Below are 26,284 nucleotides of genomic sequence, written 5' to 3' on the forward strand. Positions count from 1 at the left end.
GTTCCGACGAAGAGCGCGGTACCTCGGACGTGTATAGCGCGCCTGTACTTCCGGCCGGATGCCCGCGGGCTTCCCGGACTGTCACAGGCCCCCTGTAGCGTCGGATCATGTCCAATCAGGCGGGGGCTTCCCAGACGGGGGAGCGGCGGTCGGCCACCCTGGAAGGCGTGCTCGAGCGGATCACGTACGCCAACGAGGAGAACGGCTACACGGTCGCCCGGGTCGACACCGGCAGAGGAGCCGGCGATCTCCTCACGGTCGTCGGCGCGCTGCTCGGTGCCCAGGTCGGTGAGTCCCTGCGCATGGAGGGCCGCTGGGGCTCACATCCCCAGTACGGCAAGCAGTTCACCGTCGAGAACTACACGACGGTGCTGCCGGCCACCGTCCAGGGCATCCGGCGCTACCTCGGATCCGGGCTGGTCAAGGGCATCGGACCGGTCTTCGCCGATCGCATCACCCAGCACTTCGGCATGGACACCCTGCGGATCATCGAGGAGGAGCCCAAGCGGCTGATCGAGGTCCCCGGCCTGGGGCCCAAGCGGACCAGGAAGATCGCCGACGCCTGGGAGGAGCAGAAGGCGATCAAGGAGGTCATGCTCTTCCTGCAGACGGTGGAGGTCTCGACGTCCATCGCGGTGCGCATCTACAAGAAGTACGGCGACGCCTCGATCTCGGTCGTGAAGAACCAGCCGTACCGGCTGGCCGCCGACGTCTGGGGCATCGGCTTCCTCACCGCCGACAAGATCGCCCAGTCCGTCGGCATCCCGCACGACAGCCCGGAGCGCGTCAAGGCAGGACTGCAGTACGCGCTCTCGCAGTCCGCCGACCAGGGGAACTGCTATCTGCCCGAGGAGCGGCTCATCGCCGACGCGGTGAAGCTGCTGCAGGTCGACACCGGGTTGGTCATCGAGTGCCTCGGCGAGCTGGCGGAGCCGCCCGAGGACGGGGCCGATCCCGGTGTCGTACGGGAGAAGGTCCCGGGCCCGGACGGCGGCGAACCCGTCACCGCGGTCTACCTCGTCCCTTTCCACCGCGCCGAACTCTCCCTCGCCGCCCAGCTGCTGCGCCTGCTGCGCACCGACGAGGACCGGATGCCCGGCTTCCGGGACGTGACGTGGGACAAGGCGCTGGGCTGGCTGAAATCCCGCACCGGCGCCGAGCTCGCCCCGGAGCAGGAGGCCGCTGTCAAGCTGGCGTTGACCGAGAAGGTCGCCGTCCTGACCGGCGGGCCCGGCTGCGGCAAGTCCTTCACCGTTCGCTCGATCGTGGAGCTGGCCCGCGCCAAGAAGGCCAGGGTCGTGCTCGCCGCGCCCACCGGCCGGGCCGCCAAGCGTCTGGCCGAGCTGACCGGAGCCGAGGCGTCCACCGTCCACCGGCTCCTCGAGCTCAAGCCGGGCGGCGACGCGGCGTACGACAAGGACCGCCCGCTGGATGCCGACCTGGTGGTTGTGGACGAGGCCTCCATGCTGGACCTGCTGCTCGCCAACAAGCTGGTCAAGGCGGTGGCTCCGGGGGCCCATCTGCTGTTCGTGGGAGACGTGGACCAGCTGCCCAGCGTGGGCGCGGGCGAGGTGCTGAGGGACCTGCTGGCCGACCGCAGCCCGATCCCGGCGGTCCGCCTGACCCGGGTCTTCCGCCAGGCGCAGCAGTCCGGGGTGGTGACCAATGCGCACCGGATCAACGCGGGGCAGCATCCGCTCACTGACGGGATGAAGGACTTCTTCCTCTTCGTCGAGGACGACACGGAGGAGGCCGGGCGGCTCACCGTGGACGTGGCGGCCCGGCGTATTCCGGCCAAGTTCGGGCTCGACCCGCGCCGGGACGTCCAGGTCCTGGCGCCCATGCACCGCGGCCCCGCGGGCGCCGGCACGCTCAACGGCCTGCTTCAGCAGGCCATCACGCCCGGCCGCCCCGATCTGCCCGAGAAGCGGTTCGGCGGCCGGGTCTTCCGTGTCGGCGACAAGGTCACCCAGATTCGCAACAATTACGAGAAGGGCAAGAACGGTGTCTTCAACGGCACCGTGGGCGTGGTCACCTCGCTCGACCCGGTCGACCAGCGCCTCACGGTGCTGACGGACGAGGACGAGGAGGTTCCCTACGAATTCGACGAGCTGGACGAACTGGCGCATGCCTATGCGGTGACCATCCACCGCTCGCAGGGCAGTGAGTATCCGGCAGTGGTGATCCCGGTCACCACGGGAGCCTGGATGATGCTTCAGCGCAACCTGCTCTACACGGCGGTCACCCGCGCCAAGAAGCTGGTCGTCCTCGTCGGTTCACGCAAGGCGATCGGCCAGGCGGTGCGGACGGTGTCGGCCGGACGACGCTGTACGGCACTGGACTTCCGGCTCGATCTCAAAAAATGATCGATCAAATGAGTCGCGAAGGTCACAGAGCACTTCCAGATGGGGAAACAACGCGGCAGGATGAGCAGGTTGGCGGCACTGAGTGCCGTCAGTAGGCCCAATGGTCGACCCCGAGTGCACTCTCCTGAGCCAAATGGGGGATGGTAGAGACAGTCAGGGCACCTCGAAGATGAGGCACTACGTCGGTGAGGGAAGACGTGAGCGACAACTCTGTAGTACTGCGGTACGGCGACGGCGAGTACACCTACCCGGTGATCAACAGCACCGTCGGCGACAAGGGCTTCGACATCGGGAAGCTCCGCGCCCAGACCGGTCTGGTGACTCTGGACAGCGGCTACGGCAACACCGCCGCCTATAAATCCGCGATCACCTACCTCGACGGCGAGGCGGGCATCCTCCGGTACCGCGGCTACCCGATCGAGCAGCTGGCCGAGCGCTCCACCTTCCTCGAGGTGGCCTACCTGCTGATCAACGGTGAGCTGCCAACCGTCGACGAGCTCACCTCCTTCAAGAACGACATCACGCAGCACACCCTGCTGCACGAGGACGTCAAGAACTTCTACAAGGGCTTCCCGCGCGACGCCCACCCGATGGCGATGCTGTCGTCGGTCGTCTCGGCGCTGTCCACCTTCTACCAGGACAGCCACAACCCGTTCGACGAGAAGCAGCGCAACCTCTCGACGATCCGTCTGCTCGCCAAGCTCCCGACGATCGCGGCCTACGCGTACAAGAAGTCGATCGGTCACCCGTTCGTCTACCCGCGCAACGACCTCGGCTACGTCGAGAACTTCCTCCGCATGACCTTCTCGGTGCCGGCGCAGGACTACGAGCTGGACCCGGTCGTCGTCTCCGCGCTCGACAAGCTGCTCATCCTGCACGCGGACCACGAGCAGAACTGTTCGACGTCGACGGTTCGCCTGGTCGGCTCGTCGCAGGCGAACATGTTCGCCTCGATCTCCGCCGGCATCTCCGCCCTCTGGGGCCCGCTGCACGGCGGCGCCAACCAGTCCGTCCTGGAGATGCTGGAGGGCATCCAGGCGACCGGCGGCGACGTCGACTCCTTCATCCGCAAGGTGAAGAACAAGGAGGACGGCGTTCGCCTGATGGGCTTCGGCCACCGGGTCTACAAGAACTTCGACCCGCGCGCGAAGATCATCAAGGCGGCGGCGCACGACGTCCTCTCGGCCCTCGGCAAGTCCGACGAGCTGCTGGACATCGCGCTGAAGCTGGAGGAACACGCGCTCTCCGACGACTACTTCGTCTCGCGCAGCCTCTACCCGAACGTCGACTTCTACACCGGCCTGATCTACCGGGCCATGGGCTTCCCGACCGAGATGTTCACGGTCCTGTTCGCCCTCGGCCGGCTGCCGGGCTGGATCGCCCAGTGGCACGAGATGATCAAGGAGCCGGGCTCCCGCATCGGCCGCCCGCGCCAGATCTACACGGGCGTGGTCGAGCGCGACTTCGTCCCGGTCGAGGAGCGCTGACACCTGCCGGTGGGGGGCGCCGGTTCGCTGGTGCCCCTGCCACGGGGTGACTCAGGGCGGCGCCGCCTCGGATGGGGCCGCGCTTGAGCATGCCGCGCACGTGGTGACGCGCGATGGCGTTCCCTTACTGCGGCGACGTACTGCGACGAACCGAGTCAAGACAGACGGAAGGCGCCCTGGAGCGTCGGTCCCCCCACGGGCCGACGACCAGGGCGCCTTCCCATGTCCCGGTGCGGATTCCCCCCACGGGATCCGGCCGGGCGCTTGCGAGGACAGCGCCTGAATCGCTGTTTGAGCACAACGAGCAAAACTCGCCGTACTCGGTCGTACTCCAGTGATGCGGTGCGATCTGCCGGGACCCGTACCGATCGGGAGGGCCGCTCAAAGCTTCCCGAAGTACGCGCCCCGGCAACGCATCTCTGAGGAAGTCCCCCAAGACATCCCCAGATGCCGTCCAACGCCCCCCAAGACGCTGTCCGACATCGCCAACTTAGACCTTCGAACCCCTTCGATGGTTACGTTCACATCACTGTGATCTGCGTCTCTTGCATATGTCCATTAGATACGCAAGAGCCCCGATACGACGATCGAAGCCCAAGCGTAAGGATGATGCGCGAGCCTTGTGAAGAGCTTATGTGAGGCGCGCGTTGGACTCTAGAGGGACTCTTACTTCGACTTGGACGTACTGTCGGTAACTTCAGCGGAACGTACGGAGCCGAAGGCTGTTCGTCACCACGAACACCGACGAGAAGGCCATCGCCGCCCCCGCGATCATCGGGTTCAGCAGCCCCGCCGCGGCCAGCGGCAGCGCGGCCACGTTGTATCCGAACGCCCACACCAGGTTGCCCTTGATCGTGTTCAGTGTCCGCCGCGACAGCCGGATGGCGTCCGCCGCCACCCGCAGATCCCCCCGCACCAGCGTCAGATCGCCCGCCTCGATCGCCGCGTCCGTGCCGGTCCCCATCGCCAGACCCAGATCGGCGGTGGCAAGCGCGGCCGCGTCGTTGACGCCGTCGCCCACCATGGCGACCGTCCGCCCCTCGCCCTGCAGCCGTCGTACGACCGCCACCTTGTCCTCGGGCAGCACCTCGGCGATCACCTCCTCGATCCCCACGGCACGCGCGACCGTCTCGGCCACCGCCCGGTTGTCCCCGGTGAGCAGCACCGGCGTGAGTCCGAGCGTGCGCAGTTCGCGCACCGCCTCGGCGCTGGTCTGCTTGACCGCGTCGGCGACGGCGAGAACGCCGCGCGCCGTTCCGTCCCAGCCGACCACGACGGCCGTACGACCGCCCTTCTCGGCCTCTTCCCGGGCGCGGGCCACGTCCTCCGGAAGTGCGTCGAAAAGGCGGCCCACGGCCACCTCACGGCCCGCCACGCGCCCGCGCACGCCCCGTCCGGGGACGTTCTCGAAGTGCTCGACGTCCGGCAGGGTTCCGACACGCTTCTCGGCGCCCGCCGCGACCGCCCGGGCGACCGGGTGCTCGGAGGCGTGCTCCAGGGCGCCCGCGAACCGCAGCAGCTCCTTCTCGTCGGTGCCCTCGCCGGCGTACACCTCCTGCAGGGTCATACGGCCGGTGGTGACCGTGCCGGTCTTGTCCAGGACGACCGTGTCGACGCGGCGCGTGGACTCCAGGACCTCCGGGCCCTTGATCAGGATGCCGAGCTGGGCGCCCCGGCCGGTGCCGACCATCAGCGCGGTCGGCGTGGCCAGACCCAGCGCGCACGGGCAGGCGATGATCAGTACGGCGACGGCCGCGGTGAAGGCGGCCACGCTGTCGCCGGTGACGCCGAGCCACACGCCGAACGTGGCCAGCGCGATGAGGATGACCACCGGCACGAACACGGCCGAGACCCGGTCTGCCAGCCGCTGCACCTCCGCCTTGCCGTTCTGCGCGTCCTCCACCAGCTTCGCCATCCGGGCGAGCTGGGTGTCCGCGCCCACCCGGGTCGCCTCGACGACCAGCCGGCCCCCGGCATTGACCGTCGCGCCCGTCACGAAGGAGCCGACCGACACGTCCACCGGTACCGACTCGCCGGTCAGCATGGCGGCGTCGACCGCGGACACGCCCTCGACCACGGTGCCGTCGGTGGCGATCTTCTCACCGGGCCGTACGACGAACCGGTCGCCGACCGCGAGGGAGGCCACCGGGACGCGCACCTCACGGCCGTCCCGCAGGACGGCGACGTCCTTGGCGCCCAGCTCCATCAGCGCCCGCAGCGCCGCCCCGGCGCGCCGCTTGGAGCGGGCCTCCAGATAGCGGCCGAGCAGGATCAGCGCGACGACTCCGGCGGCGACCTCGAGGTAGATGGTGGACGCGCCGTCCATCCGGGAGACGGTGAGCCGGAACTCGTCGTGCATGCCCGGCATGCCCGCGTCGCCGAAGAACAGCGCCCACAGCGACCAGCCGAACGCGGCCAGCGTGCCGACCGAGACGAGCGTGTCCATGGTGGCGGCGCCGTGCCGGGCGTTGGTCCACGCGGCCCGGTGGAAGGGCAGACCGCCCCAGACGACGACCGGGGCCGCGAGGGTGAGCGAGAGCCACTGCCAGTTGTCGAACTGCAGCGCCGGGATCATGGCCAGCAGCACCACCGGGGCGGCCAGCAGGGCGGAGACCAGCAGACGGTGCCGGAGGGCGGTGAGCTCGGGGTCCGCCTCGGACGCTTGCGGGCTCTCGGACTCGGCCTCGGGTCCGGGGCGCGGCGGCGGGGGCTCCTCGGCCGTGTACCCGGTCTTCACCACGGTGGCGATCAGATCGGTGACCTGGACGCCTTCGGCGTACGAGACCTTCGCCTTCTCCGTCGCGAAGTTCACCGTGGCGGTAACCCCGTCCATCCGGTTCAGCTTCTTCTCCACCCGGGCGGCGCAGGAGGCGCAGGTCATCCCGCCGATGACGAGCTCGACCTCGGCGGCCCCGGTGTGTATCGGCGTTTCTGCGGTGCTGCTGGTCATGTCCGGACTCCAGACATCGGACCGGAGCGTACGGAAGCCAGTATCAGCTGGTCGGTACGGCCCGGTCGGAGGCGAAAGGTTTCGGGCCCCGCTCGCTGTGCCGGGCCCGGCGGGTCAGGCCTTGCCGACGAGCTCGAAGCCGGCCTCGTCGACGGCGGCGCGGACGGCCTCCTCGTCGAGCGGGGCGGCGGAGACCACGGTGACCTCGCCGGTCGAGGCGACCGCCTTCACCGAGTCGACGCCGGGGATCTCGGAGATCTCACTGGAGACGGAGCCCTCACAGTGTCCGCAGCTCATCCCGCTCACCTTGTAGACGGTGGTGACGGAGCCCGGGGTGTCGGTCTGGGTGGTCATGTCGTTGCTCCTCGTCGAGGCGTGTGAGGCCGGTGGGACCCACGATGAGGCCCTCATTCCTCAGACTATACCCCTAGGGGGTATTTCTCCAAGGGATGTCCCGGCGTGCCAGCGAGCCCGCCCAGGCGACGCCGAGCAGCGAGACGAGCACCAGACCGCCGATCGAGAAGAGCGCGAAGAGGTGGTCCCGCACCTCGGTGGGCGCGGGGATGTACCCCTGGCCGGGCGACTGCCGGTCCAGCCCGGTGCCGACCAGATGTGCCACGAACCAGGCCGCCGCGCCGTGCGTGGAGTCCCACAGGGTGTGCAGCAGGCAGACGCCGGCGTATGCGGCGACGACCGGAGAGACGAGCCGGAAGCGGCCGCTCGGGTGGCGGTGGGAGAGCAGGACGGCGCCCGTGATCGCCGTCCACAGACCGTGCCCGAAGGGCGTCAGCACCCCGCGCAGGAGCTCGGTCTCGAGCAGTGCCCGCAGATCGATGCCGTCGGCGGAGACGGCCGCGTCGAAGGCGTAGCCGAAGCTCTCCACCGCCGCGAAGCCGAGGCCGACGGCCGCGCCGAGCACCATCCCGGCCCGGGTGCCGCGGATCCCCGGCTGCCGCCGCAGCACGAACACCAGCGCGCCGAGCTTCGCCGCCTCCTCGATCAGCCCGACGCCGACGAACATCGACAGGGAGGGGCGGAGCAGGTGGTACTCCATCACCGACGCGCCGAGCACGCCGAGCGCGCCGCCGGCCAGGAGGCAGCCGAGGATCGCGCTGACGCCCAGGTCGCGGCTGTGCCGCTCGTAGGCCCAGAGCACGAAGGTGACGGGGACGAGGAAGCCGCCGAGCAGGATCAGCGTGGGCAGGAGTGCGGGGTTCCTCGTCGCGTACACCGTCAGCGCGGTCAGCACCCACAGGGCGAGCCCGCCGCCCAGACAGCGCCGCCACAGACCGGCGCGGATGCGGGGGTAGGGCGGTGGGGGCTGCTTCGGTCCGGGGATGCGGGCCCGGGGCGCGCCGGGTGGCGGAGAGTGGGTCACGGCAAGTCCCCTCGTGCTCCTGCTGACTGAAGCGATTCATCCGCACCTTATGCAGATGTGCCTTGTGCTGCAGTCCGAGGGGAATCCGGCCTTCTGGTCCGATGCGTGCCTGGTCGCGCGGTCCGGGGGCGTGGGGGTCCGCGGGGGTGAGCGCAACGCGCCCTATCTCGCCGCCCGGCTACCGCCGCTGACGCCGAGTCGGCTGCCGACCTGGGGCTCCAGGTAGCGGATGAGGACGTTCTTCACTTCCTGGATGTATGCCTCGCGCTCCGCACCCTCATGGGTGAGGACCAGCTCCAGGCCCGACTTGTAGATGCCGAGGCAGATCTGCGCCGTGCGCGTGACGTCGGCCTCGGGTGTGTCGGGGAGGTACGAGGAGAGCAGCCCTTCTATGCGGCCGACGAGGGTGGAGTGCAGCGCGTCGTGCTCCTCGGCGATCCGGCCGGGGATGTCGGGGCCGTGCATGAGTGCGAAGAAGACGGGGTGCTCGGTGTTGAAGGCCATGAAGCGGTCGACGGCCGCGGAGACGGCCTCCGCCAGCGGAGTGTCGGGGTCGACCGGCGCGAGCGCCTCGCCGTAGGTCTCCCGCATCTCGTGCATGAGCCGGTCACCCAGTTCGATCGCGATCGCTTCCTTGTTCGGGAAGAACTGGTAGAGCGTGCCCGGCGAGACGCGCGCCTCGCGGGCGATGGCGTTGGTGCTGGCCGCCGTGTAGCCGGTGGTGCAGAAGACGGATGCCGCGGCCTCCAGCAGCTGGGCGATGCGCCGCTCGCCGCGGGCCTGGCGGCGGCGCGGCTGTTCCTTCCCCTGTTCCTTCCCCGGCTTATCGGGCACGGCTTATCCCCAGCTTCCGAGTGTGATTGACAAACGCGAGCACTCGCTCGCATTCTTGAGAAACGCGAGCGATCTCTCGTGTTTGTCAGTCTATGGCAATGACCGATCCATGCTCCCTGCCTGCGTACAGCACGGGTCACGGTGAAGGGGACACCGCACGATGACCGAAGTCAACAGGCCACCCCGAGTCGGAGGGTGGACCCGCTTCGTGACCGCCCGGCCGAGGCTGTCGCTGCTCGCGGCCCTGGTGCTCACCGTGCTCGCGGTGCTGGCCGGCAGCGGCGTCGCCGACCGCCTCGGCAGCGGCGGCTGGGAGGACCCGGCCGCCGAGTCCACCTACGCGACCAAGGCGCTGGAGCGCGAGTTCCCCGGCTCCCAGCCCAACCTCCTGCTCCTCGTCGACTCCGGCCGGGCCTCGGTCGACGACCCGTCGGTCGCCGCCCAGGCCCGCGCCCTCGTCGAGCGCCTGTCCGGTGAGAAGGGCGTCGTGGGCGTCGGCTCCTACTGGCAGACCGATCCTTCGGCGGCCCCGGCCCTGCGCGCCAAGGACGGCCACGAGGCGCTGATAGCCGCCCGCATCACGGGCGACGAGAAGGCGATGGGGGAGACCCTGGACCGCATCGCGCCCCACTACCGCGGGACGCACGGTCCGGTGAAGGTGAAGGTCGGCGGCATCGTCGCCGTGCGGCACGAGATGCAGACGATCATCAAGGAGGACCTGGCCCGGGCCGAGCTGATCGCCCTGCCGGTGACCCTCGTGCTGCTGGTGATGGTCTTCGGCAGCGCCGTCGCGGCCCTGCTGCCGCTGGGCATCGGCATCGTCGCCATCCTGGGGACGAACGCGGTGCTGCGCGGCCTGACGGAGCTCACCGACGTCTCCGTCTTCGCGCTGAACCTCACCACGGCCCTGGGACTCGGCCTCGCCATCGACTACGCACTCTTCATCGTCCGCCGCTTCCGTGAGGAACTGTCCACGGGCGCCGAGCCCTTGACGGCCGTCGGCACCACCCTGCGCACGGCGGGCCGCACGGTGCTCTTCTCCGCCCTCACGGTCGCGGTGTCCCTGGCGGCGATGCTGGTCTTCCCGCAGTACTTCCTGCGCTCGTTCGCCTACGCGGGCATAGCGGTCGTGCTGCTGGCCGCCGCGGCCGCCCTGATCCTGCTCCCTGCCGCGCTGATGCTGCTCGGCCACCGGGTGAACTCCCTCGACCTGCGCCGTCTGTTCCGCCGCGGCCGGGAGCCGAAGGTCTCGGGCGAGGAAGGCACGGCCTGGTCGCGCACCGCGACGCTGGTGATGCGCCGCGCCCCGTTCTTCGCCATCGGCACCACGGCGCTCCTGATCCTCCTCGGACTGCCCTTCCTGGGGGTGAAGTTCGGTACGGCGGACGACCGTCAGCTGCCGTCGGGCGCCGAGTCCCACGTCGTGCAGCAGCACATCCGGGACGGCTTCCCCGGCAGCCCCGGCGGCGGACTCGAGGTGCTGGCCGAGGGGAAGGCGACCAAGGCGCAGTACGCCGCCTATGTGCAGCGGGTCTCCGCCCTGCCGGAGGTGTCACGGGTCGACGGCCCGCTGGTGAAGGGCAACTCGGCGTACTTCACGGTGCTGCCCAAGGGCGAGGCCGTGGACGACGCGGCCCAGAGCCTGGTGGGCGACCTGCGCGCCATGGACGTCCCGTTCGACACCAAGGTGACCGGCACGGCCGCCGTCCTGGTCGACTCCAAGCACGCGATAGCCGAACGCCTGCCGTGGGCGGCCGCGTTCATCGCGATCGTCACCCTGTTCCTGGTCTTCCTGCTCACCGGCAGCGTGCTGATACCGGTCCAGGCGGTGGTGCTCAACGCGCTCAGCCTGACCGCTATGTTCGGCGCGGTGGTCTGGGTCTTCCAGGACGGCCATCTCTCCGGCCCGCTCGGTTTCACCAGCCCCGGCTCCATCGAGACGACCCTGCCGGTCCTGATGTTCTGCGTGGCCTTCGGTCTCTCCATGGACTACGGCGTGTTCCTGCTCTCCCGCATCAAGGAGGAGTACGACCGCACGGGCGACCACAACGAGGCGGTGCGGCACGGGCTGCAGCGCACGGGCGGGCTGATCACCGCGGCGGCGGTCATCCTTGCCGTGGTGATGGTCGCGATCGGGACCTCCCGGGTGACCAACACCAAGATGCTCGGTCTGGGCATCGCGCTCGCCGTCGTGATGGACGCGATGGTCGTCCGCAGTCTGCTGGTCCCGGCGATCATGCGCCTCACCGGCCGCGCCACCTGGTGGGCGCCGGGTCCGCTGCGCCGCTTCCACGAGCGGTTCGGACTGAGCGAGGGAGAGCCGGCCGCGCCCGCCGAGGCGGACGAGGAGAAGGAGACCGCGACGGTGTGAACGGCGGGGTGTTCTGGGAGGCTGTGGGACATGAAAGCCGTGGTGTTCGAGCAGTACGGGGAGCCGGCCGAGGTGCGGGAGGTGCCCGACCCGGAGCCTGCCGAGCACGGGGTCGTGGTCCGGGTCGAGGCGACCGGGCTGTGCCGCAGTGACTGGCACGGCTGGATGGGGCACGATCCGGACATCCGGCTCCCGCACGTGCCGGGGCACGAACTCGCCGGTGTCGTCGAGGCGGTGGGCCGCCGGGTGACCGGCCGGCGCCCCGGCGACCGGGTCACCGTCCCCTTCGTCTGCGCCTGCGGCAGCTGTCCCTCCTGTGCGGCGGGCGACCAGCAGGTGTGCGAGCGCCAGACCCAGCCGGGCTTCCACCAGTGGGGCTCCTTCGCCCAGTACGTGGCGCTCGACCACGCCGATGTGAACCTGGTCGCGGTCCCGGACGGCATGTCCTTCGCCACCGCGGCCTCCCTGGGCTGCCGCTTCGCGACCGCCTTCCGTGCGGTGGTCCAGCAGGGCCGGGTGTCGGCGGGGGAGTGGGTCGCGGTGCACGGCTGCGGGGGCGTGGGCCTGTCGGCGGTGATGATCGCCGCGGCGTCGGGAGCCCGGGTGGTCGCCGTCGACGTGTCCCCTCAAGCCCTGGACCTGGCACGGAAGTTCGGCGCGGCTGAGTGTGTGGACGCCACGCACGTGCCGGACACGGCGGCGGCCGTCATCGACCTCACCGGAGGCGGCGCCCACCTCTCGCTCGACGCTCTCGGCTCCCCGTCCACCTGCGCTGCCTCGGTGAACGGTCTGCGCCGCCGCGGACGCCATGTCCAGGTCGGTCTCCTGCCCTCCCCGGACGGTACGACCCCGGTGCCCATGGCCCGCGCGATCGCTCTCGAGCTCGAACTCCTCGGCAGCCACGGCATGGCCGCGCACACCTACCCGGCGATGCTGGAATTGGTCCGTGCGGGCGTCCTCCGCCCCGACCTGCTGGTCACCTCGACGATCCCGCTCGACGCGGCCCCGGCCGCACTCGCGGCGATGGACACGGCACCGGGCGCGGGCGTCACGGTCGTCGAACCCTGGAGCTGAGCCGACCGAGGCGTCCGTGTCGCCCGTGTCCCACGCCAGGGCGGGACACCGGGCGCGCCGGGCGGGTTCAGGCCTGTCTGCGGCCGCGGTTGCCGGGCCGGGAGGCGACCCAGGCCCGGACGGTGTCCGCGTACCAGTAGGGCTTGCCGCCCTCCACATGGTCGGGCGGGGGCAGCAGCCCGTGCTTGCGGTAGGACCGCACGGTGTCGGGCTGGACGCGGATGTGTGCCGCGATCTCCTTGTAGGACCAGAGCCGTCGGTCGGTCATGAGTTGCACCTCCGTGCGCGCACCGCGGGGGCGGCCGGGAACGGCCGTCGGGGGAGCCGGGCGCTTCGCTGGCGATCACCAAGCCTGTGCACGGTGAACGACGCAGAGTGAGCAACGGGCAGCGCCTGTCGGCCGAGTGTGACCGAGGACCCGCGTACGTGTGACGTATGTGACACGGGGGAGGTGTTTGTGACACAGCCGTCGCAAAGGCACACGTCGGCACATGAACGTCGGTTGACGCCGCCCGGGCCGTCCGGCGCGGCTCGAGGTGACCGAAGTGCCCGGCGCAGGTGGCCGACACTGGTCCGAATGTCTGGACAAACCATTGACAGGGCTCCGGGTACGGGACTACAAACCGGGGAAGAGCCGTGAGGAAGGGAAACCGATGGCGTACGACCTGATCACCATGGGGCGGATTGGAGTGGATCTCTATCCGCTGCAGACAGGTGTTCCACTCGCCCAGGTGTCGTCCTTCGGCAAATTCCTCGGCGGGTCGGCCACCAACGTCGCCGTCGCCGCGGCCCGCATGGGCCGGAGCGCCGCGGTCATCACCCGCACCGGCGACGACGCCTTCGGCACCTATCTGCACGAGGCCCTGCGCGGCTTCGGAGTCGACGACCGCTGGGTCACCCCGGTCCCCGGACTGCCCACACCGGTCACCTTCTGCGAGGTCTTCCCGCCGGACGACTTCCCGCTCTACTTCTACCGTCAGCCCAAGGCGCCCGACCTGGAGATCGACGCCCATGAGCTGGACCTCGACGCCATCCGCGAGGCGGGCATCTTCTGGGTCACCGGGACGGGACTGAGCGAGGAACCCAGCCGTACGGCGACGCTGGCGGCCCTCGCGCACCGGGACAGGTCCGGCACGACGGTCTTCGACCTCGACTGGCGCCCCATGTTCTGGAGCGATGACATCAGCGGTTCCCGCCGCGGGCCGGACAGCGCCCGCCCCTTCTACGCCGAGGCACTGCGCCACACCACGGTTGCCGTGGGCAACCTGGACGAGGTGGAGGTCGCCACCGGCGTGCGTGAGCCGCACGCCGCCGCCCGCGCGCTCCTCGACGCCGGCGTCGAACTGGCCGTGGTCAAGCAGGGACCGAAGGGTGTCCTCGCCGTGCACCGGGAGGGCGAGTCCGCCGAGGTCCCGCCGCTCCCGGTCCACGTCCTCAACGGACTCGGCGCCGGTGACGCCTTCGGCGGCTCGCTCTGCCACGGCCTGCTGGCCGGCTGGGACCTGGAGAAGATCATGCGGCACGCCAACGCGGCCGGCGCGATCGTCGCCTCCCGCCTGGAGTGCTCCTCCGCGATGCCCACTTCGGACGAGGTGGCCGCCGCGCTCGAGGCGGGAGCGGTGCTGTGAGGGCCGGCAAGGTGGGCGGCGCCCACCACGACGGCGGGGGCGGCATCGGACACGCGCGCGTGGACGTCTCCGCGCTGGTCCACACCCGCACCCACCACCCCGAGGCGATCGGCGAGGCCGCCGTCCGCCGCGCCCGTCGGCCCCTCCTCAACGAGGACGGCCGGCTGATGATCGTCGCCGCCGACCACCCGGCCCGCGGCGCCCTCGGTGTCGGCGACCGCGGACTGGCCATGGCCAACCGCGCCGACCTGCTCGAACGCCTCTGCCTCGCGCTGTCGCGGCCCGGCGTCGACGGCGTGCTCGCCACCGCCGACATCCTCGACGACCTGCTGCTGCTCGGTGCCCTCGACCACAAGGTCGTCATGGGCTCGATGAACCGCGGCGGCCTGCAGGGCGCGTCCTTCGAGATGGACGACCGCTTCACCGGCCACCGCCCCGAGGACATCCAGCGGCTGGGCTTCGATGCGGGCAAGCTGCTGCTGCGCATCGACTACGACGACCCGGGCTCCCTCACCACCCTGGAGTCCACCGCCCGGGCCATCGACGACATGGCCGCCCGACGGCTCCCGGTCTTCGTGGAGCCGTTCATCAGCCGCCGCACCCCCGACGGGAGGGTGACGAACGACCTGTCCGCCGAGGCGGTCACCAAGTCCATCGCCATCGCCTCGGGCCTGGGCGGCAGCTCGGCCTACACCTGGCTGAAGGTTCCGGTCACCGACAACCCCGACGACATGGCCCGGGTCATGGAGACCTCCACGCTCCCCGCGGTACTGCTGGGCGGCGAGGTCGGGGACGACCAGGAGGCGGCGTACGAGAAGTGGCGCGGCGCCCTCCAACTGCCCACCGTGCGGGGCCTGGTGGTGGGACGTTCACTGCTGTACCCGGCGGACGGCGATGTGGCCGCCGCCGTGGACACCGCCGTAGGACTGCTGTGAGGGCCGCATGACCAGCAATGACCTGCACCTCCGCAAGGGCTCGACCGCGGGCGCCCAGTATGTCGTCGACATCGACCCCAAGCGGGCCGGATGGACGCACAGCAGTCTGCGGATCGTCGAGCTGGAGCCCGGCGGCACGCATATCTTCACCACCGGTGACAGCGAGTGGATCGTGCTTCCGCTGGAAGGCGGATGTACCGTCCGGACAGAAGGAAACGAGTTCCAACTCCTGGGCAGGGAGAGCGTGTTCGGCGGAGCCTCCGACTTCGCCTACGCCCCCCGTGACACCCGGGTCCAGATCGCCTCCGGCGCGGGAGGCCGCTTCGCCCTGGCAGGAGCGAAGTGCGAGCGACGACTCCCCGCCCGCTACGGCTCCGCGCCGGAGGTCCCCGTCGAGGTGCGCGGCAGCGGCCACTGCTCGCGCCGCGTCCGCAACTTCGCCTCCGCCGACTCCTTCGACTGCGACCGGCTGATCGCCGTCGAGGTGATCACGCCCGGCGGCAACTGGTCCTCGTACCCGCCGCACAAGCACGACGAACACCGGCCCGGCGAGGAGTCGGAGCTGGAGGAGATCTACTACTTCGAGATCGACGGCCCGAACGGTTTCGGCTATCAGCGCGTATTCCCCTCCCGTGAGGGCGGAACCGACGTCCTCGCCGAGGTCCGCTCCGGCGATGCCGTTCTCGTCCCCGACGGATGGCACGGCCCGTCGATCGCCCAGCCCGGGCACGACATGTACTACCTGAACGTCATGTCCGGTCCGGGTGAGACCCGGGAGTGGCGGATCTGTTTCCACCCGGACCATACGGAGGGTTACCGATGACCTCAACGACGAGGCTCACGGTCGCGCAGGCGCTAGTCCGTTTCCTGGCCGCGCAGTACACGGAGCGGGACGGCGTCCGGCGCCGGCTGATCGGGGCCACCTGGGGCATCTTCGGCCACGGCAACGTCGCCGGGATCGGCCAGGCGCTCATCGAGTACGCCGAGGACATGCCGTACCACCAGGGCCGCAACGAGCAGGCCATGGTGCACGCGGCCGTCGGCTACGCACGTCAGTCCAACCGCCTGTCCACGCACGCGGTGACGACCTCCATCGGCCCCGGCGCCACCAACCTGGTGACCGGCGCCGCCCTGGCCACCATCAATCACCTCCCCGTCCTGCTCCTGCCCGGTGACGTCTTCGCCGCCCGCCCCGCCGACCCGGTCCTGCAGCAGCTCGAAGTCCCGTACGCGGGCGATGTGTCGGTCAACGACTGTCTGCGCCCGGTGTCGAAGTACTTCGACCGGATCACCCGGCCCGAGGCCCTGATCCCGGCCGCCCTCCAGGCCATGCGGGTGCTGGCCGACCCGGTCGAGACCGGCGCCGTCACCCTCGCCCTCCCGCAGGACGTGCAGGCGGAGGCGTACGACTGGCCGGACGAGTTCTTCGCCGAGCGTGTGTGGACCGTACGGCGGCCGGGCCCCGACCCGGTCGAACTCGCCGGGGCCGTGCGGGCGATCCGGGCGGCACGGCGGCCGCTGGTGATCGCGGGCGGCGGTGTCCACCACAGCCGTGCCGAGGACGCCCTCGCCGAGTTCGCCACGGCCACCCGCATCCCGGTCGCCTCCACCCAGGCCGGCAAGGGCTCTCTGCGCTGGGACCACCCGCAGGACGTCGGCGGCGTCGGCCACACCGGCACCGCGACCGCCGACGAACTCGCCCGCACCGCCGACCTGGTGATCGGCGTGGGTACCCGGTACACCGACTTCACAACCGCCTCCGGCACCCTCTTCGCCCACCCGGACGTGCGCTTCCTCAACCTCAACATCGCGCCCTTCGACGGCCACAAGCTCTCCGGCACGCCCCTGATCGCGGACGCCCGCAGCGGCCTGGAGGAGCTGACCGAGGCGCTGGAGCTGCACGACCACCGGGTCTCCGACGCGTACGCCACCGAGTACGGCGAGGACAAGGAGCGCTGGGAGCAGCGCGTCGACGCCTGCTACGAGGCCGACGAGCCGGACGTACGGCCGACGCAGCCGCAGGTGCTGGGCGCGCTGGACGGGTTGGTCGACGAGACGGACGTGATCATCAACGCGGCCGGCTCGCTCCCCGGCGACCTGCACAAGCTGTGGCGGTCGCGATCGAGGGACCAGTACCACCTGGAGTACGGCTACTCCTGCATGGGCTACGAGATCCCGGCCGCGATCGGTGTGAAGCTCGCCGCCCCCGACCGGCCCGTGTGGGCGCTGGTCGGCGACGGGACGTATCTGATGATGCCGACGGAGATCGTGACCGCCGTGCAGGAAGGCGTCGCGATCAAGATGCTGCTCGTGCAGAACCACGGATACGCCTCGATCGGCGGGCTGTCCGAGACGGTGGGCGGCGAGCGGTTCGGCACCGCCTACCGCTACCAGGCCGAGGACGGCACCTACACGGGCGCCCCGCTGCCCGTCGACCTGGCCGCCAACGCGGCCAGCCTCGGCATGCGCGTGCTGCGCGCGAAGACCGTCCGTGACCTGCGCACGGCACTCGCCGAGGCGCGGGCCGCCGACACTCCCACTTGTGTCTACGTGGAGACCGAAACCGCAGACACTGTGTCGGGCGCGCCTCCGGCGCAGGCCTGGTGGGATGTCCCTGTGGCCGAGACCGCGACCCGTTCCTCCGCGGTCAAGGCACGTGAGCTGTACGAACGGCACGTCTCTACCCGACGCCGCCATCTGTGAAGGAGTAACCGGGCATGACGAAGATCGTCAACCACTGGATCGGCGGTAAGACCGTCGAAGGCGCTTCGGGTACGTACGGGCCGGTCACGGACCCGGCGACCGGCGCGGTCACCACCAAGGTCGCGTTCGCCTCCGTGGACGAGGTCGACGCGGCGGTGGCCGCCGCAAAGGACGCCTACGCGACCTGGGGCCAGTCCTCGCTGGCCCAGCGCACCACGATCCTGTTCAAGTTCCGCGCACTGCTCGACGCCCACCGCGACGAGATCGCCGAGCTGATCACCGCCGAGCACGGCAAGGTGCACTCCGACGCCCTCGGTGAGGTCGCGCGCGGCTTGGAGATCGTCGACCTGGCCTGCGGCATCAACGTGCAGCTGAAGGGCGAGCTGTCGACGCAGGTCGCCAGCCGTGTCGACGTGGCCGCGATCCGGCAGCCGCTGGGTGTCGTCGCCGGCATCACGCCGTTCAACTTCCCGGCGATGGTCCCGATGTGGATGTTCCCCATCGCCATCGCGTGCGGCAACACCTTCGTGCTGAAGCCGTCCGAGAAGGACCCGTCGGCCTCCCTCAAGATCGCCGAGCTGCTGGCCGAGGCCGGTCTGCCGGACGGTGTCTTCAACGTCGTCCACGGTGACAAGGTGGCCGTCGACCGCCTGCTGGAGCACCCGGACGTCAAGGCCGTCTCCTTCGTCGGCTCGACCCCGATCGCCCGCTACATCCACACCACCGCCTCCGCGAACGGCAAGCGCGTGCAGGCCCTGGGCGGCGCCAAGAACCACATGCTGGTGCTGCCGGACGCCGACCTGGACGCGGCCGCCGACGCCGCCGTCTCGGCCGCCTACGGCTCCGCGGGCGAGCGCTGCATGGCCATCTCCGCGGTCGTCGCGGTGGGCGCCATCGGCGACGAGCTGGTGGAGAAGATCCGCGAGCGCGCCGAGAAGATCAAGATCGGTCCCGGCAACGACCCGACCTCCGAGATGGGCCCGCTGATCACCAAGGTCCACCGCGACAAGGTGGCGTCCTACGTCGAGGGCGCGGCGGCCGAGGGCTCCGAGGTCGTGCTCGACGGCACCGGCTACACGGTCGAGGGCTACGAGGACGGCCACTGGATCGGCATCTCGCTGCTCGACAAGGTGCCCACCAGCGCCAAGGCCTACCAGGACGAGATCTTCGGCCCGGTGCTGTGCGTGCTGCGCGTCGACACGTACGAGGAGGGTGTGGCGCTGATCAACAGCTCGCCCTTCGGCAACGGCACCGCGATCTTCACCCGGGACGGCGGCGCGGCCCGTCGCTTCCAGCTGGAGATCGAGGCCGGCATGGTCGGCGTGAACGTGCCGATCCCGGTGCCGGTGGGCTACCACTCCTTCGGTGGCTGGAAGGACTCGCTCTTCGGCGACCACCACATCTACGGCAACGACGGCACGCACTTCTACACCCGCGGCAAGGTCGTCACCACGCGCTGGCCCGACCCGGCCGACGCCCCGGCGGGCGTGGACCTGGGCTTCCCGCGCAACCACTGAGCCGGTACGGCATGCCCCGTCCTCCGCGTGGGAGAGGGCGGGGCACCGCCGTGCCCGGGCTCAGCCCTGCTGCTTCTGCTGTTGCTGCTGCTTGAGCAGCTCGGTGAGGTCACCGGTCTGCGCGGCGGGCGGGGCCTTGACCGTGGCCGTCTTTCCGAACTTCTTGAAGTCCATGGTGACGGTGGCGGAGCCGAAGGCCTGCTTCATGCGGACCGGCAGGTCCTTGTCGTTCACCCAGATGTCCATGGTCATCGAGCCGTTGGCGCCGGTCATCTGGCTGAGCATGTTGTTCTGGTCGCCGTAGACGTCCTTGAGCTTGCCCATCTGGTCCGCCTTCACCACGGCGTGGTAGTGGGTCGTGCTCTGTCCGTCGACGGTCTGCTTGCCGAGGTCGTCGACGTCGCTGGCGTACTTCAGGGCCTTCATGGAGGCCACCGGGCTGCCGCCACCGGTGCCCCCGGCCATCGCCTGGCCGCCCTTCTCGCCGAACACGGCCGAGCCGTCGATCTTCATCCACTCCTTGCCCTTGAGCGGGCCGGAGGGCTGCGGGTCGATGTCGTAGTAGTACGCGCCGCCCACGAAGAGCATGCGGACCGTCGGAGAGCTCGTCAGCGTCTGCATCTGGACGGCCTTGGTGTCCATGTCGACGTCGAAGGCGAAGCCGTCGCCCCAGGAGTAAGTGCCCTCCATGGCCACCGGGCCCGTACCCGTGCCCAGGTCGGTGCTCATCCGCACCTCGGCCGAGCCGAGGTTCTGCGTCCGGTCCGTCGCCCGCGCCAGTGCCGCCAACGCCTTGTCGGCGTTGTCCACGGCCTTGGCCGCCGTCTTCGCGCCCTCGGTGCCGCACGCGGAGGTCGCCAGCAGCGCCGCCGCCGTACACCCCACCCAGGCCGCGGTGTGCCGCAGCTTCATGGTCCCCACCCCTGATTTTGCTGTGTGTTGTTTGTGATCCGTTGACTCTAGCGGGACCCACCGACAGTCGTGCGACTGCTTTACGGCGTCCGTATACCGGACGCTGCTACTTTTTTTGCCGTTCGTCCTGCGATTCTCGTATGGACCCCAGGTGCCGAATTGCCTGCACCGAGTTGCTGTATGCGCGATCAAACAGCCTGTTGATCTTCGGATTTCGTAGGTAAACACCCATTGACGCGCCGGTTTTCGTCGGGGTTCCATCAGCGCCGGGAGCGAGAGAAACAAGAACGACGCGAGCCGCCGGAGGCGATAGCGCTCCCGCCCGAACCACCACCGCACGAGTCGATCGGAACCGCCGCATGACCGACACGCTCCGCCCCGTCGAGACCGCCGTCCTGGACGGGACCTCGGACGCCCCTCAGAAGCTCAAGCGTTCCATCGGAGTGGTCGGCGGCACCCTGCTGACACTGTCGTGCGTGACGCCCGCCTCCACGCTCTTCGTGGTGGTCCCGGACCTGTTCGGCTCGCTCGGCACCGCAACCGCCCTCACGATCGCCATCGGCTCCCTCCTCTGTATCGCCGTGGCGTTCTGCTACTCGGAGCTGGGCACCCTCATCCCCAGCGCGGGCGGCGAGTACGCCATGGTCTCGACGATGGCCGGACGGCTGGCGGGCTGGCTGGTGTTCGTGCTGTCCCTGCTGGTCGTGATGATCGTCCCGCCGGTGATCGCGATGGGCACGGCGGACTATCTCGCGCCGATCGTGCACCTCGACCCGGCGATGGCCGGCGCCGGCGTGATGCTCCTTGCCACCCTCGCCGGTCTGCTCGACCTGCGGGCCAACGCCTGGATCACCGGCGTCTTCCTGGTCCTGGAGGTCATCGCCGCCGGTGTCGTGGCCCTGCTCGGCTTCACCCACGGCCACCGCGGCCTCGGCAGCCTCACCTCGATGCAGGTCGCGGGCGGCAACGGACACACGGACACCGTGACGGCCATGCTGGTCGTCTCCGGCCTGGCGATCGCCCTCTTCGTCACCCAGGGCTTCTCGACGGCCGTCTACCTCTCCGAGGAGCTGGAGCACCCGCGCCGCAACGTCGCCCGCACGGTCCTGGCCACCCTCGCCATCTCCACCGTGATCATCCTGGTCCCGGTCGTCGCCATCACCATGGGCGCCTCCGACCTCAAGGAGCTGACCGGCGGCGACATCAGCTCCATGGTCACCGCCTGGTCCAACTCGGCCGTCGGCACCTTCGTCAGCCTCTGCGTGGCCCTCGCGATCATCAACGCGGGCATCGTCATGGTCATCCAGAACTCCCGCGTCCTGTTCGCCTCCGCCCGCGACAAGGCCTGGCCGCAGCCGGTCAACAACGTCTTCGCCAAGCTCGGCCGCTTCGGCTCCCCCTGGGTCGCCACGCTCGCGGTGGGCGTCCCCGGCGCGCTGCTCTGCTTCGTCAACCTGGACACGCTCTACGGCGTCACGGGCGTCTCGGTGACCGGCATGTACCTGCTCGTCGCGGTCGCCGCCCTGCTCGCCCGCCGCGGCCACCACAAGCACACGCCCGCCTGGCGCATGCCGCTGTGGCCCGCGATGCCGGTCCTGCTCATCGCCGTCCTGGCGTACATCCTCAGCCAGCAGGAGACCGCCTACCTGCTGTGGACGGGCGGCATCACCGCCGTCGCCACCCTCTACTGGGTCTTCTACCTCCGCCCGCGCGCCGAGACCCGCTGGCTGGTGTCGATCCCGGAGGACGCGCAGGCGTAGGGGGTGTTGTTTGGATCAGGCCGGCCGTGACGAACGGTGCGGTCTGGCCGACCCGAGCGGGGTCATGGGGGTCCCTCCTGCTCGAGCGCAGTCGAGAGCTTGGGGGAGCGCGTGCCAGGGCCCGCGACGCCGGGATGATCCAAACGACGCCCCCTGACCCCGGCTCAGCCGAAATCCCAGGTCATCACCGAGCACGTACCGTCGTCCTTGCCGCCCGCACTGCGATAGGCGGCAAGGGCGACGTCGTTCCCGGCGTCGACCAGGACCCACATGCCGTAGCAGCCCGACTCCCGGCCCAGCTCGGCGAGCCGGCCGACCAGCGCCCGCCCGATGCCCCGGCGCCGGTACGGCTCCGCGACCGCGAGCTCGTACAGGAACATCTCGGTGCCCTTGTCGGGGTGGACGGTCTCCACGCCGCTGACGAAGCCGACGGGGGCGGTCCCCCCGAGCTCGCTGTTCTCGCCGTCCTCTTCATAGGCAAGGAACAGATGGTGTCCGGCGGCGGTCAGGAAGCGCTCGGCCCATTCCGTACGGACCGGGTGGTCGAACAGATGCTCGGCCGCGGCGACTTCGGCGACCGTGGTGGCACGACGGATGTCCATGCGCCTTCGTACCACGGCCGAAGTACGCCGGAGGAGCCCTCTACTCCCACAGGAGGGCAGGGGGTTCAACCCGGTGGCTGCATCGGTTGTCGGTGACGGCCCGTACCGTTGAGTCATGGATCTTCGAGTGCCCGGATTCCGGGGGCTGCTTCGGGGGCCGCGGCGGCTGATGGCCGCCGCGGCCGTCGTCGTGCTCGCCGGCGCCGGTACGTGGACGGCGGTCGCCTCCGACGACCCGCCCCCGGTGCGCCGGGCCGACCGGGTCGTCACGACCGGCGGCGGGGTGCGCATCGACACCTCGTACTTCACCTCCGCCACCGCCGGCCGTCGCCCGGCCGTCCTGCTCGGGCACGGCTTCGGCGGCAGCAAGGACGACGTACGGCAGGAGGCGGAGGACCTCGCCCGGGACGGGTACGCGGTGCTGACCTGGTCCGCGCGCGGCTTCGGCCGGTCGACCGGGAAGATCGGGCTGAACGACCCCAAGGGCGAGGTCGCCGACGTCTCCCGGCTCATCGACTGGCTGGCGAAGCAGCCCCAGGTGCAGCTCGACAGGAGCGGCGACCCGCGCGTGGGCGTGGCCGGCGGTTCGTACGGCGGAGCCGTCTCCCTGCTCGCCGCCGGCCACGACGACCGGGTGGACGCCATCGCCCCGGCGATCACGTACTGGAACCTCGCGGACGCCCTGTTCCCGGACGGTGTGTTCAAGAAGCTCTGGGCCGGGATCTTCTTCAACTCCGGTGGCGGCTGCGACCGGTTCGAGCCCGCGCTGTGTCGGATGTACGACCGGGTCGCCGAGTCGGGCAAGCCGGACGCGGCCGCGCGCAGCCTGCTGGAGGAGCGCTCGCCGTCCGCCGTCGCCGACCGCATCAAGGTGCCCACGCTCCTGGTGCAGGGCCAGACCGACTCCCTCTTCACGCTCGCCCAGTCCGACGCGGCCGAGAAGGCGATCCGCGCGAACGGCGCCCCGGTCGACGTCGACTGGATCGCGGGCGGGCACGACGGCGGCGACATGGAGTCCAGCCGGGTCCAGGCGCGCGTGTCGGCCTGGTTCGACCGCTACCTCAAGGGCGACAAGAAGGCCGACACCGGCCCCGCCTTCCGGATCACCCGCACCGGAGGCGTCGACTCCACCGACGGCGCCGCCCAACTGCGCGGCGCGAGCGCCGACGCCTACCCGGGCCTGGAGAACGACCGGCGGGCCATCGCCCTGCGCGGCGGCGAGCAGCGCTTCGGCAACCCGGCCGGCGCCAGCCCGCCCGCTGTCTCCGCCCTGCCCGGCATCGGCGGCAGCGGCGGCGGCGTCGGTCTCGCCCAGCTGTCCGCCCTCGGCATGGGCGTCTCCCTCGACTTCCCCGGCCAGTACGCGAAGTTCGACTCCGCGCCCGTCACCACCGACCTGCGGATCACCGGCTCGCCGACGGTCACCGTCCACGTCACGTCGACAGGCGACGACGCCGTCCTGTTCGGGAAGGTGTACGACGTCGGGCCCGGCGGCACCCGGCAGGTGCTGCCCTCCCAGCTGGTCGCGCCCCTGCGTGTCGAGGGCGCCAAGTCGGGCAAGGACGTCACGGTGACGCTCCCGGCGGTCGACCACGAGGTGCAGAAGGGCCACCGGCTGCGCCTGGTGTTCGCCTCCACGGACCTCGGCTACGCCTCCCCGGCCGCCCCGGCCACCTACACCGTCTCCCTGAAGGGAGACTTGAGCGTGCCCACCGCCCCGGCCGTCACGACCGCTGCGGCCGCGTTGCCCGCCTGGGTGTGGTGGCTGCCGCCGGCGGGCGCGCTGCTCGCGCTCGCCCTGCTGGTCACCGGCCGCCGCCGCACGGCGGTCCCCGCGCCCGACCCCGCCCTGGCCGAAGTCCCGCTCCGGATAACGGACCTGAGCAAGCGGTACGCGAAGTCGGCGGACCGGTACGCGGTGCGGGAGCTGTCCTTCCGTGTCGAGAAGGGCCAGGTGCTGGGTCTGCTCGGGCCGAACGGCGCGGGCAAGACGACGACCCTGCGCATGCTGATGGGCCTGATCAAGCCGGACGGCGGCGAGATGAGGGTTTTCGGGCACGCGATCCGACCGGGCGCGCCGGTGCTGTCCCGGGTGGGCGCCTTCGTGGAGGGCGCGGGTTTCCTGCCGCACCTCTCGGGCCGCGAGAACCTGGAGCTGTACTGGGAGGCGACCGGCCGCCCGGCCGAGGACGCGCACCTGGAGGAGGCCCTGGAGATTGCGGGCCTCGGTGACGCGCTCGCCCGCGCTGTGCGCACCTACTCGCAGGGCATGCGCCAGCGCCTGGCCATCGCCCAGGCCATGCTCGGCCTGCCCGACCTGCTCATCCTCGACGAGCCCACCAACGGTCTCGACCCGCCACAGATCCGCGAGATGCGCGAGGTGATGATCCGCTACGCGGCCGCCGGCCGCACGGTGATCGTCTCCAGCCACCTCCTGGCCGAGGTCGAGCAGTCCTGCACGCACCTGGTGGTGATGGACCGCGGCCGTCTCGTCCAGGCCGGTCCGGTGGGGGAGATCATCGGCTCGGGCGACACGCTGCTGGTCGGCACCGCCGCACCCGTGGAGGAGCCCGTCGTCGAGAAGGTGGCCGCGCTGTCCGGCGTCGCCTCCGCGGTCCGCACCGAGGACGGACTCCTCGTCCGCCTGGAGCCCGGCGGGAGCGCGCAGCGGCTGGTCGCCGAACTCGTACGGCTCGATGTGCCCGTCGAGTCGGTCGGCCCCCACCGCCGCCTCGAGGACGCCTTCCTCACCCTGATCGGAGGTTCCGCGTGAGCACGCTCACCGAGCCCGTCGAGGTGGCCTCCGGCTACCGGGCCGGGCGCACGCTGCCGCTGCGGGTGGAGCTGGTCCGCCAGCTCAAGCGGCGCCGCACGCTGATCATGGGCGGGATCCTCGCCGTGCTGCCGTTCGTGCTGGTGATCGCCTTTGCCATCGGCGGCGACCCGAGCAGCCGCAACGGCCAGGTCACGCTGATGGACACGGCCACCGCCTCCGGCGCCAACTTCGCCGCGGTGAACCTGTTCGTCTCGGCGGGCTTTCTGCTGGTGATCCCGGTCGCGCTGTTCTGCGGGGACACGGTCGCCTCGGAGGCCGGCTGGTCCTCCCTGCGTTATCTGCTCGCCGCGCCCGTGCCCCGGGGCCGACTGCTGTGGTCCAAGCTCGTCGTGGGGCTCGGGCTCAGCCTGGCCGCGATGGTGCTGCTGCCGGTCGTGGCGCTCGCGGTCGGCACGGCCGCCTACGGCTGGGGGCCACTGGAGATCCCCACCGGCGGCGCGCTCGACTCGGGCACCGCCGCCCAGCGCCTGTTGGTGGTCGTGGGGTATGTGTTTGTGTCCCAACTGGTCACCGCGGGGCTGGCGTTCTGGCTGTCGACCAAGACGGACGCCCCGCTCGGCGCGGTCGGCGGCGCGGTCGGCCTGACGATCGTCGGCAACGTCCTGGACGCCGTCACCGCCCTCGGCCACTGGCGCGACTTCCTGCCCGCGCACTGGCAGTTCGCCTGGGCCGACGCCGTACAGCCGTACCCCGAGTGGTCCGGCATGATCCAGGGCACCGCGATTTCCATAACGTACGCGCTCGTGCTGTTCGCCCTGGCCTTCCGGGGTTTCGCCCGCAAGGACGTGGTCTCCTAGGTCACCGGAGGATCACCCACCGGTCTCGGCGGGCCCGCTCCGTGGCCGCTTCGAGACGCATCCGCAACGCTCCGTACCGCACGATCCCGCCCGCCGCGCCGTCACAGTCACAGATGTCGACGTCAACCGGCACA

The 26,284-nt window shown here is 70.5% G+C and carries 19 protein-coding genes; 12 read left to right on the plus strand and 7 right to left on the minus strand.

Annotated elements, in window-relative coordinates; genetic code table 11:
* Nucleotides 1–107: 107 nt before the first annotated feature.
* Both recD2 and Q8A52_RS21045 read left to right on the plus strand, forming a co-directional pair.
* Entirely contained in the window at nt 108–2,366 is a 2,259-nt protein-coding gene (gene recD2 / locus Q8A52_RS21040; protein ID WP_316754214.1) for an SF1B family DNA helicase RecD2, read from the plus strand.
* Between the two features lie 197 nt (nt 2,367–2,563).
* Nucleotides 2,564–3,853 carry a citrate synthase gene (locus Q8A52_RS21045; protein ID WP_316754215.1) on the plus strand — a complete coding sequence of 430 codons (1,290 nt, stop codon included), beginning with the start codon at nt 2,564–2,566 and terminating at the stop codon, nt 3,851–3,853.
* A 697-nt stretch (nt 3,854–4,550) separates the two neighbouring features.
* On the opposite strand, the gene Q8A52_RS21050 is transcribed toward Q8A52_RS21045, so the two are convergent.
* The 4 genes from Q8A52_RS21050 to Q8A52_RS21065 all read right to left on the minus strand — a co-directional run bounded on the left by Q8A52_RS21050 (nt 4,551) and on the right by Q8A52_RS21065 (nt 9,015).
* Nucleotides 4,551–6,803, minus strand: coding sequence for a heavy metal translocating P-type ATPase (locus Q8A52_RS21050; RefSeq protein WP_316754216.1), 2,253 nt, complete (start codon nt 6,801–6,803; stop codon nt 4,551–4,553).
* Between the two features lie 114 nt (nt 6,804–6,917).
* Entirely contained in the window at nt 6,918–7,157 is a 240-nt protein-coding gene (locus tag Q8A52_RS21055; protein ID WP_316754217.1) for a heavy-metal-associated domain-containing protein, read from the minus strand.
* A 73-nt stretch (nt 7,158–7,230) separates the two neighbouring features.
* Nucleotides 7,231–8,181 (minus strand): PrsW family intramembrane metalloprotease, encoded by a 951-nt coding sequence (locus tag Q8A52_RS21060; RefSeq protein WP_316754218.1) that lies wholly within the window; start codon nt 8,179–8,181, stop codon nt 7,231–7,233.
* A gap of 162 nt (nt 8,182–8,343) precedes the next feature.
* The gene (locus Q8A52_RS21065) at nt 8,344–9,015 is read right to left on the minus strand and encodes a TetR/AcrR family transcriptional regulator (RefSeq protein WP_316754219.1); all 672 of its coding nucleotides are present in this window, start codon (nt 9,013–9,015) and stop codon (nt 8,344–8,346) included.
* Between the two features lie 160 nt (nt 9,016–9,175).
* Between Q8A52_RS21065 and Q8A52_RS21070 the strand changes: the two genes are divergently transcribed.
* Together Q8A52_RS21070 and Q8A52_RS21075 are read left to right on the plus strand one after the other, a co-directional pair.
* Nucleotides 9,176–11,386 (plus strand): MMPL family transporter, encoded by a 2,211-nt coding sequence (locus Q8A52_RS21070; RefSeq protein ID WP_316754220.1) that lies wholly within the window; start codon nt 9,176–9,178, stop codon nt 11,384–11,386.
* A gap of 30 nt (nt 11,387–11,416) precedes the next feature.
* Nucleotides 11,417–12,460, plus strand: coding sequence for a zinc-dependent alcohol dehydrogenase family protein (locus Q8A52_RS21075; protein WP_316754221.1), 1,044 nt, complete (start codon nt 11,417–11,419; stop codon nt 12,458–12,460).
* A 67-nt stretch (nt 12,461–12,527) separates the two neighbouring features.
* Here the strand turns inward: Q8A52_RS21075 and Q8A52_RS21080 are convergent, their stop codons facing one another.
* Nucleotides 12,528–12,728: a helix-turn-helix transcriptional regulator gene (locus Q8A52_RS21080; protein ID WP_263208920.1), complete on the minus strand. Its 201-nt coding sequence runs from the start codon at nt 12,726–12,728 to the stop codon at nt 12,528–12,530.
* Between the two features lie 385 nt (nt 12,729–13,113).
* Here Q8A52_RS21080 and iolC point away from each other — a divergent pair, with 385 nt between their 5' ends.
* The 5 genes from iolC to mmsA are packed head-to-tail and all read left to right on the plus strand — an operon-like array spanning nt 13,114 to nt 19,243.
* A complete protein-coding gene (gene iolC / locus Q8A52_RS21085) occupies nt 13,114–14,088 on the plus strand; it encodes a 5-dehydro-2-deoxygluconokinase (RefSeq protein WP_316754222.1) in 975 nt (324 codons plus the stop codon).
* A 59-nt stretch (nt 14,089–14,147) separates the two neighbouring features.
* A complete protein-coding gene (locus Q8A52_RS21090; RefSeq protein ID WP_450820763.1) occupies nt 14,148–15,023 on the plus strand; it encodes a Cgl0159 family (beta/alpha)8-fold protein in 876 nt (291 codons plus the stop codon).
* Between the two features lie 7 nt (nt 15,024–15,030).
* The gene (iolB, locus tag Q8A52_RS21095) at nt 15,031–15,846 is read left to right on the plus strand and encodes a 5-deoxy-glucuronate isomerase (RefSeq protein ID WP_316754223.1); all 816 of its coding nucleotides are present in this window, start codon (nt 15,031–15,033) and stop codon (nt 15,844–15,846) included.
* Nucleotides 15,843–17,726, plus strand: a complete 1,884-nt coding sequence (gene iolD / locus Q8A52_RS21100) for a 3D-(3,5/4)-trihydroxycyclohexane-1,2-dione acylhydrolase (decyclizing) (protein ID WP_316754224.1) — start codon at nt 15,843–15,845, stop codon at nt 17,724–17,726. Before iolB ends, iolD begins: the two co-directional genes overlap by 4 nt.
* Nucleotides 17,727–17,740: 14 nt before the next feature.
* Entirely contained in the window at nt 17,741–19,243 is a 1,503-nt protein-coding gene (gene mmsA / locus Q8A52_RS21105; protein ID WP_316754225.1) for a CoA-acylating methylmalonate-semialdehyde dehydrogenase, read from the plus strand.
* Nucleotides 19,244–19,303: 60 nt separating this feature from the next.
* On the opposite strand, the gene Q8A52_RS21110 is transcribed toward mmsA, so the two are convergent.
* Entirely contained in the window at nt 19,304–20,155 is an 852-nt protein-coding gene (locus tag Q8A52_RS21110; protein ID WP_316754226.1) for a hypothetical protein, read from the minus strand.
* Between the two features lie 359 nt (nt 20,156–20,514).
* Between Q8A52_RS21110 and Q8A52_RS21115 the strand changes: the two genes are divergently transcribed.
* Nucleotides 20,515–21,915: an APC family permease gene (locus tag Q8A52_RS21115; protein ID WP_316754227.1), complete on the plus strand. Its 1,401-nt coding sequence runs from the start codon at nt 20,515–20,517 to the stop codon at nt 21,913–21,915.
* A gap of 164 nt (nt 21,916–22,079) precedes the next feature.
* Here Q8A52_RS21115 and Q8A52_RS21120 read toward each other — a convergent pair whose 3' ends face one another.
* The gene (locus Q8A52_RS21120) at nt 22,080–22,517 is read right to left on the minus strand and encodes a GNAT family N-acetyltransferase (RefSeq protein ID WP_316754228.1); all 438 of its coding nucleotides are present in this window, start codon (nt 22,515–22,517) and stop codon (nt 22,080–22,082) included.
* A 115-nt stretch (nt 22,518–22,632) separates the two neighbouring features.
* Between Q8A52_RS21120 and Q8A52_RS21125 the strand changes: the two genes are divergently transcribed.
* Together Q8A52_RS21125 and Q8A52_RS21130 are read left to right on the plus strand one after the other, a co-directional pair.
* The gene (locus tag Q8A52_RS21125; RefSeq protein WP_316754229.1) at nt 22,633–25,290 is read left to right on the plus strand and encodes an alpha/beta fold hydrolase; all 2,658 of its coding nucleotides are present in this window, start codon (nt 22,633–22,635) and stop codon (nt 25,288–25,290) included.
* Nucleotides 25,287–26,150, plus strand: a complete 864-nt coding sequence (locus tag Q8A52_RS21130; RefSeq protein ID WP_316754230.1) for an ABC transporter permease — start codon at nt 25,287–25,289, stop codon at nt 26,148–26,150. The genes Q8A52_RS21125 and Q8A52_RS21130 overlap by 4 nt, the downstream gene beginning before the upstream one ends.
* Nucleotides 26,151–26,284: the final 134 nt, after the last annotated feature.

It is taken from the genome of Streptomyces herbicida, assembly GCF_032656585.1.
Lineage (GTDB): Bacteria > Actinomycetota > Actinomycetes > Streptomycetales > Streptomycetaceae > Streptomyces > Streptomyces herbicida.

What these genes read in the sequence shown, in the direction of transcription:
- Q8A52_RS21120 (WP_316754228.1), bottom strand. Translation starts at nt 22,517, where the DNA reads ATGGACATCCGTCGTGCCACCACGGTCGCCGAAGTCGCCGCGGCCGAG.
- iolB (WP_316754223.1), top strand. Translation starts at nt 15,031, where the DNA reads ATGACCAGCAATGACCTGCACCTCCGCAAGGGCTCGACCGCGGGCGCC.
- Q8A52_RS21075 (WP_316754221.1), top strand. Translation starts at nt 11,417, where the DNA reads ATGAAAGCCGTGGTGTTCGAGCAGTACGGGGAGCCGGCCGAGGTGCGG.
- Q8A52_RS21110 (WP_316754226.1), bottom strand. Translation starts at nt 20,155, where the DNA reads ATGAAGCTGCGGCACACCGCGGCCTGGGTGGGGTGTACGGCGGCGGCG.
- Q8A52_RS21080 (WP_263208920.1), bottom strand. Translation starts at nt 12,728, where the DNA reads ATGACCGACCGACGGCTCTGGTCCTACAAGGAGATCGCGGCACACATC.
- Q8A52_RS21115 (WP_316754227.1), top strand. Translation starts at nt 20,515, where the DNA reads ATGACCGACACGCTCCGCCCCGTCGAGACCGCCGTCCTGGACGGGACC.
- iolD (WP_316754224.1), top strand. Translation starts at nt 15,843, where the DNA reads ATGACCTCAACGACGAGGCTCACGGTCGCGCAGGCGCTAGTCCGTTTC.
- Q8A52_RS21125 (WP_316754229.1), top strand. Translation starts at nt 22,633, where the DNA reads ATGGATCTTCGAGTGCCCGGATTCCGGGGGCTGCTTCGGGGGCCGCGG.
- recD2 (WP_316754214.1), top strand. Translation starts at nt 108, where the DNA reads ATGTCCAATCAGGCGGGGGCTTCCCAGACGGGGGAGCGGCGGTCGGCC.
- mmsA (WP_316754225.1), top strand. Translation starts at nt 17,741, where the DNA reads ATGACGAAGATCGTCAACCACTGGATCGGCGGTAAGACCGTCGAAGGC.
- Q8A52_RS21055 (WP_316754217.1), bottom strand. Translation starts at nt 7,157, where the DNA reads ATGACCACCCAGACCGACACCCCGGGCTCCGTCACCACCGTCTACAAG.
- Q8A52_RS21070 (WP_316754220.1), top strand. Translation starts at nt 9,176, where the DNA reads ATGACCGAAGTCAACAGGCCACCCCGAGTCGGAGGGTGGACCCGCTTC.
- Q8A52_RS21050 (WP_316754216.1), bottom strand. Translation starts at nt 6,803, where the DNA reads ATGACCAGCAGCACCGCAGAAACGCCGATACACACCGGGGCCGCCGAG.
- iolC (WP_316754222.1), top strand. Translation starts at nt 13,114, where the DNA reads ATGGCGTACGACCTGATCACCATGGGGCGGATTGGAGTGGATCTCTAT.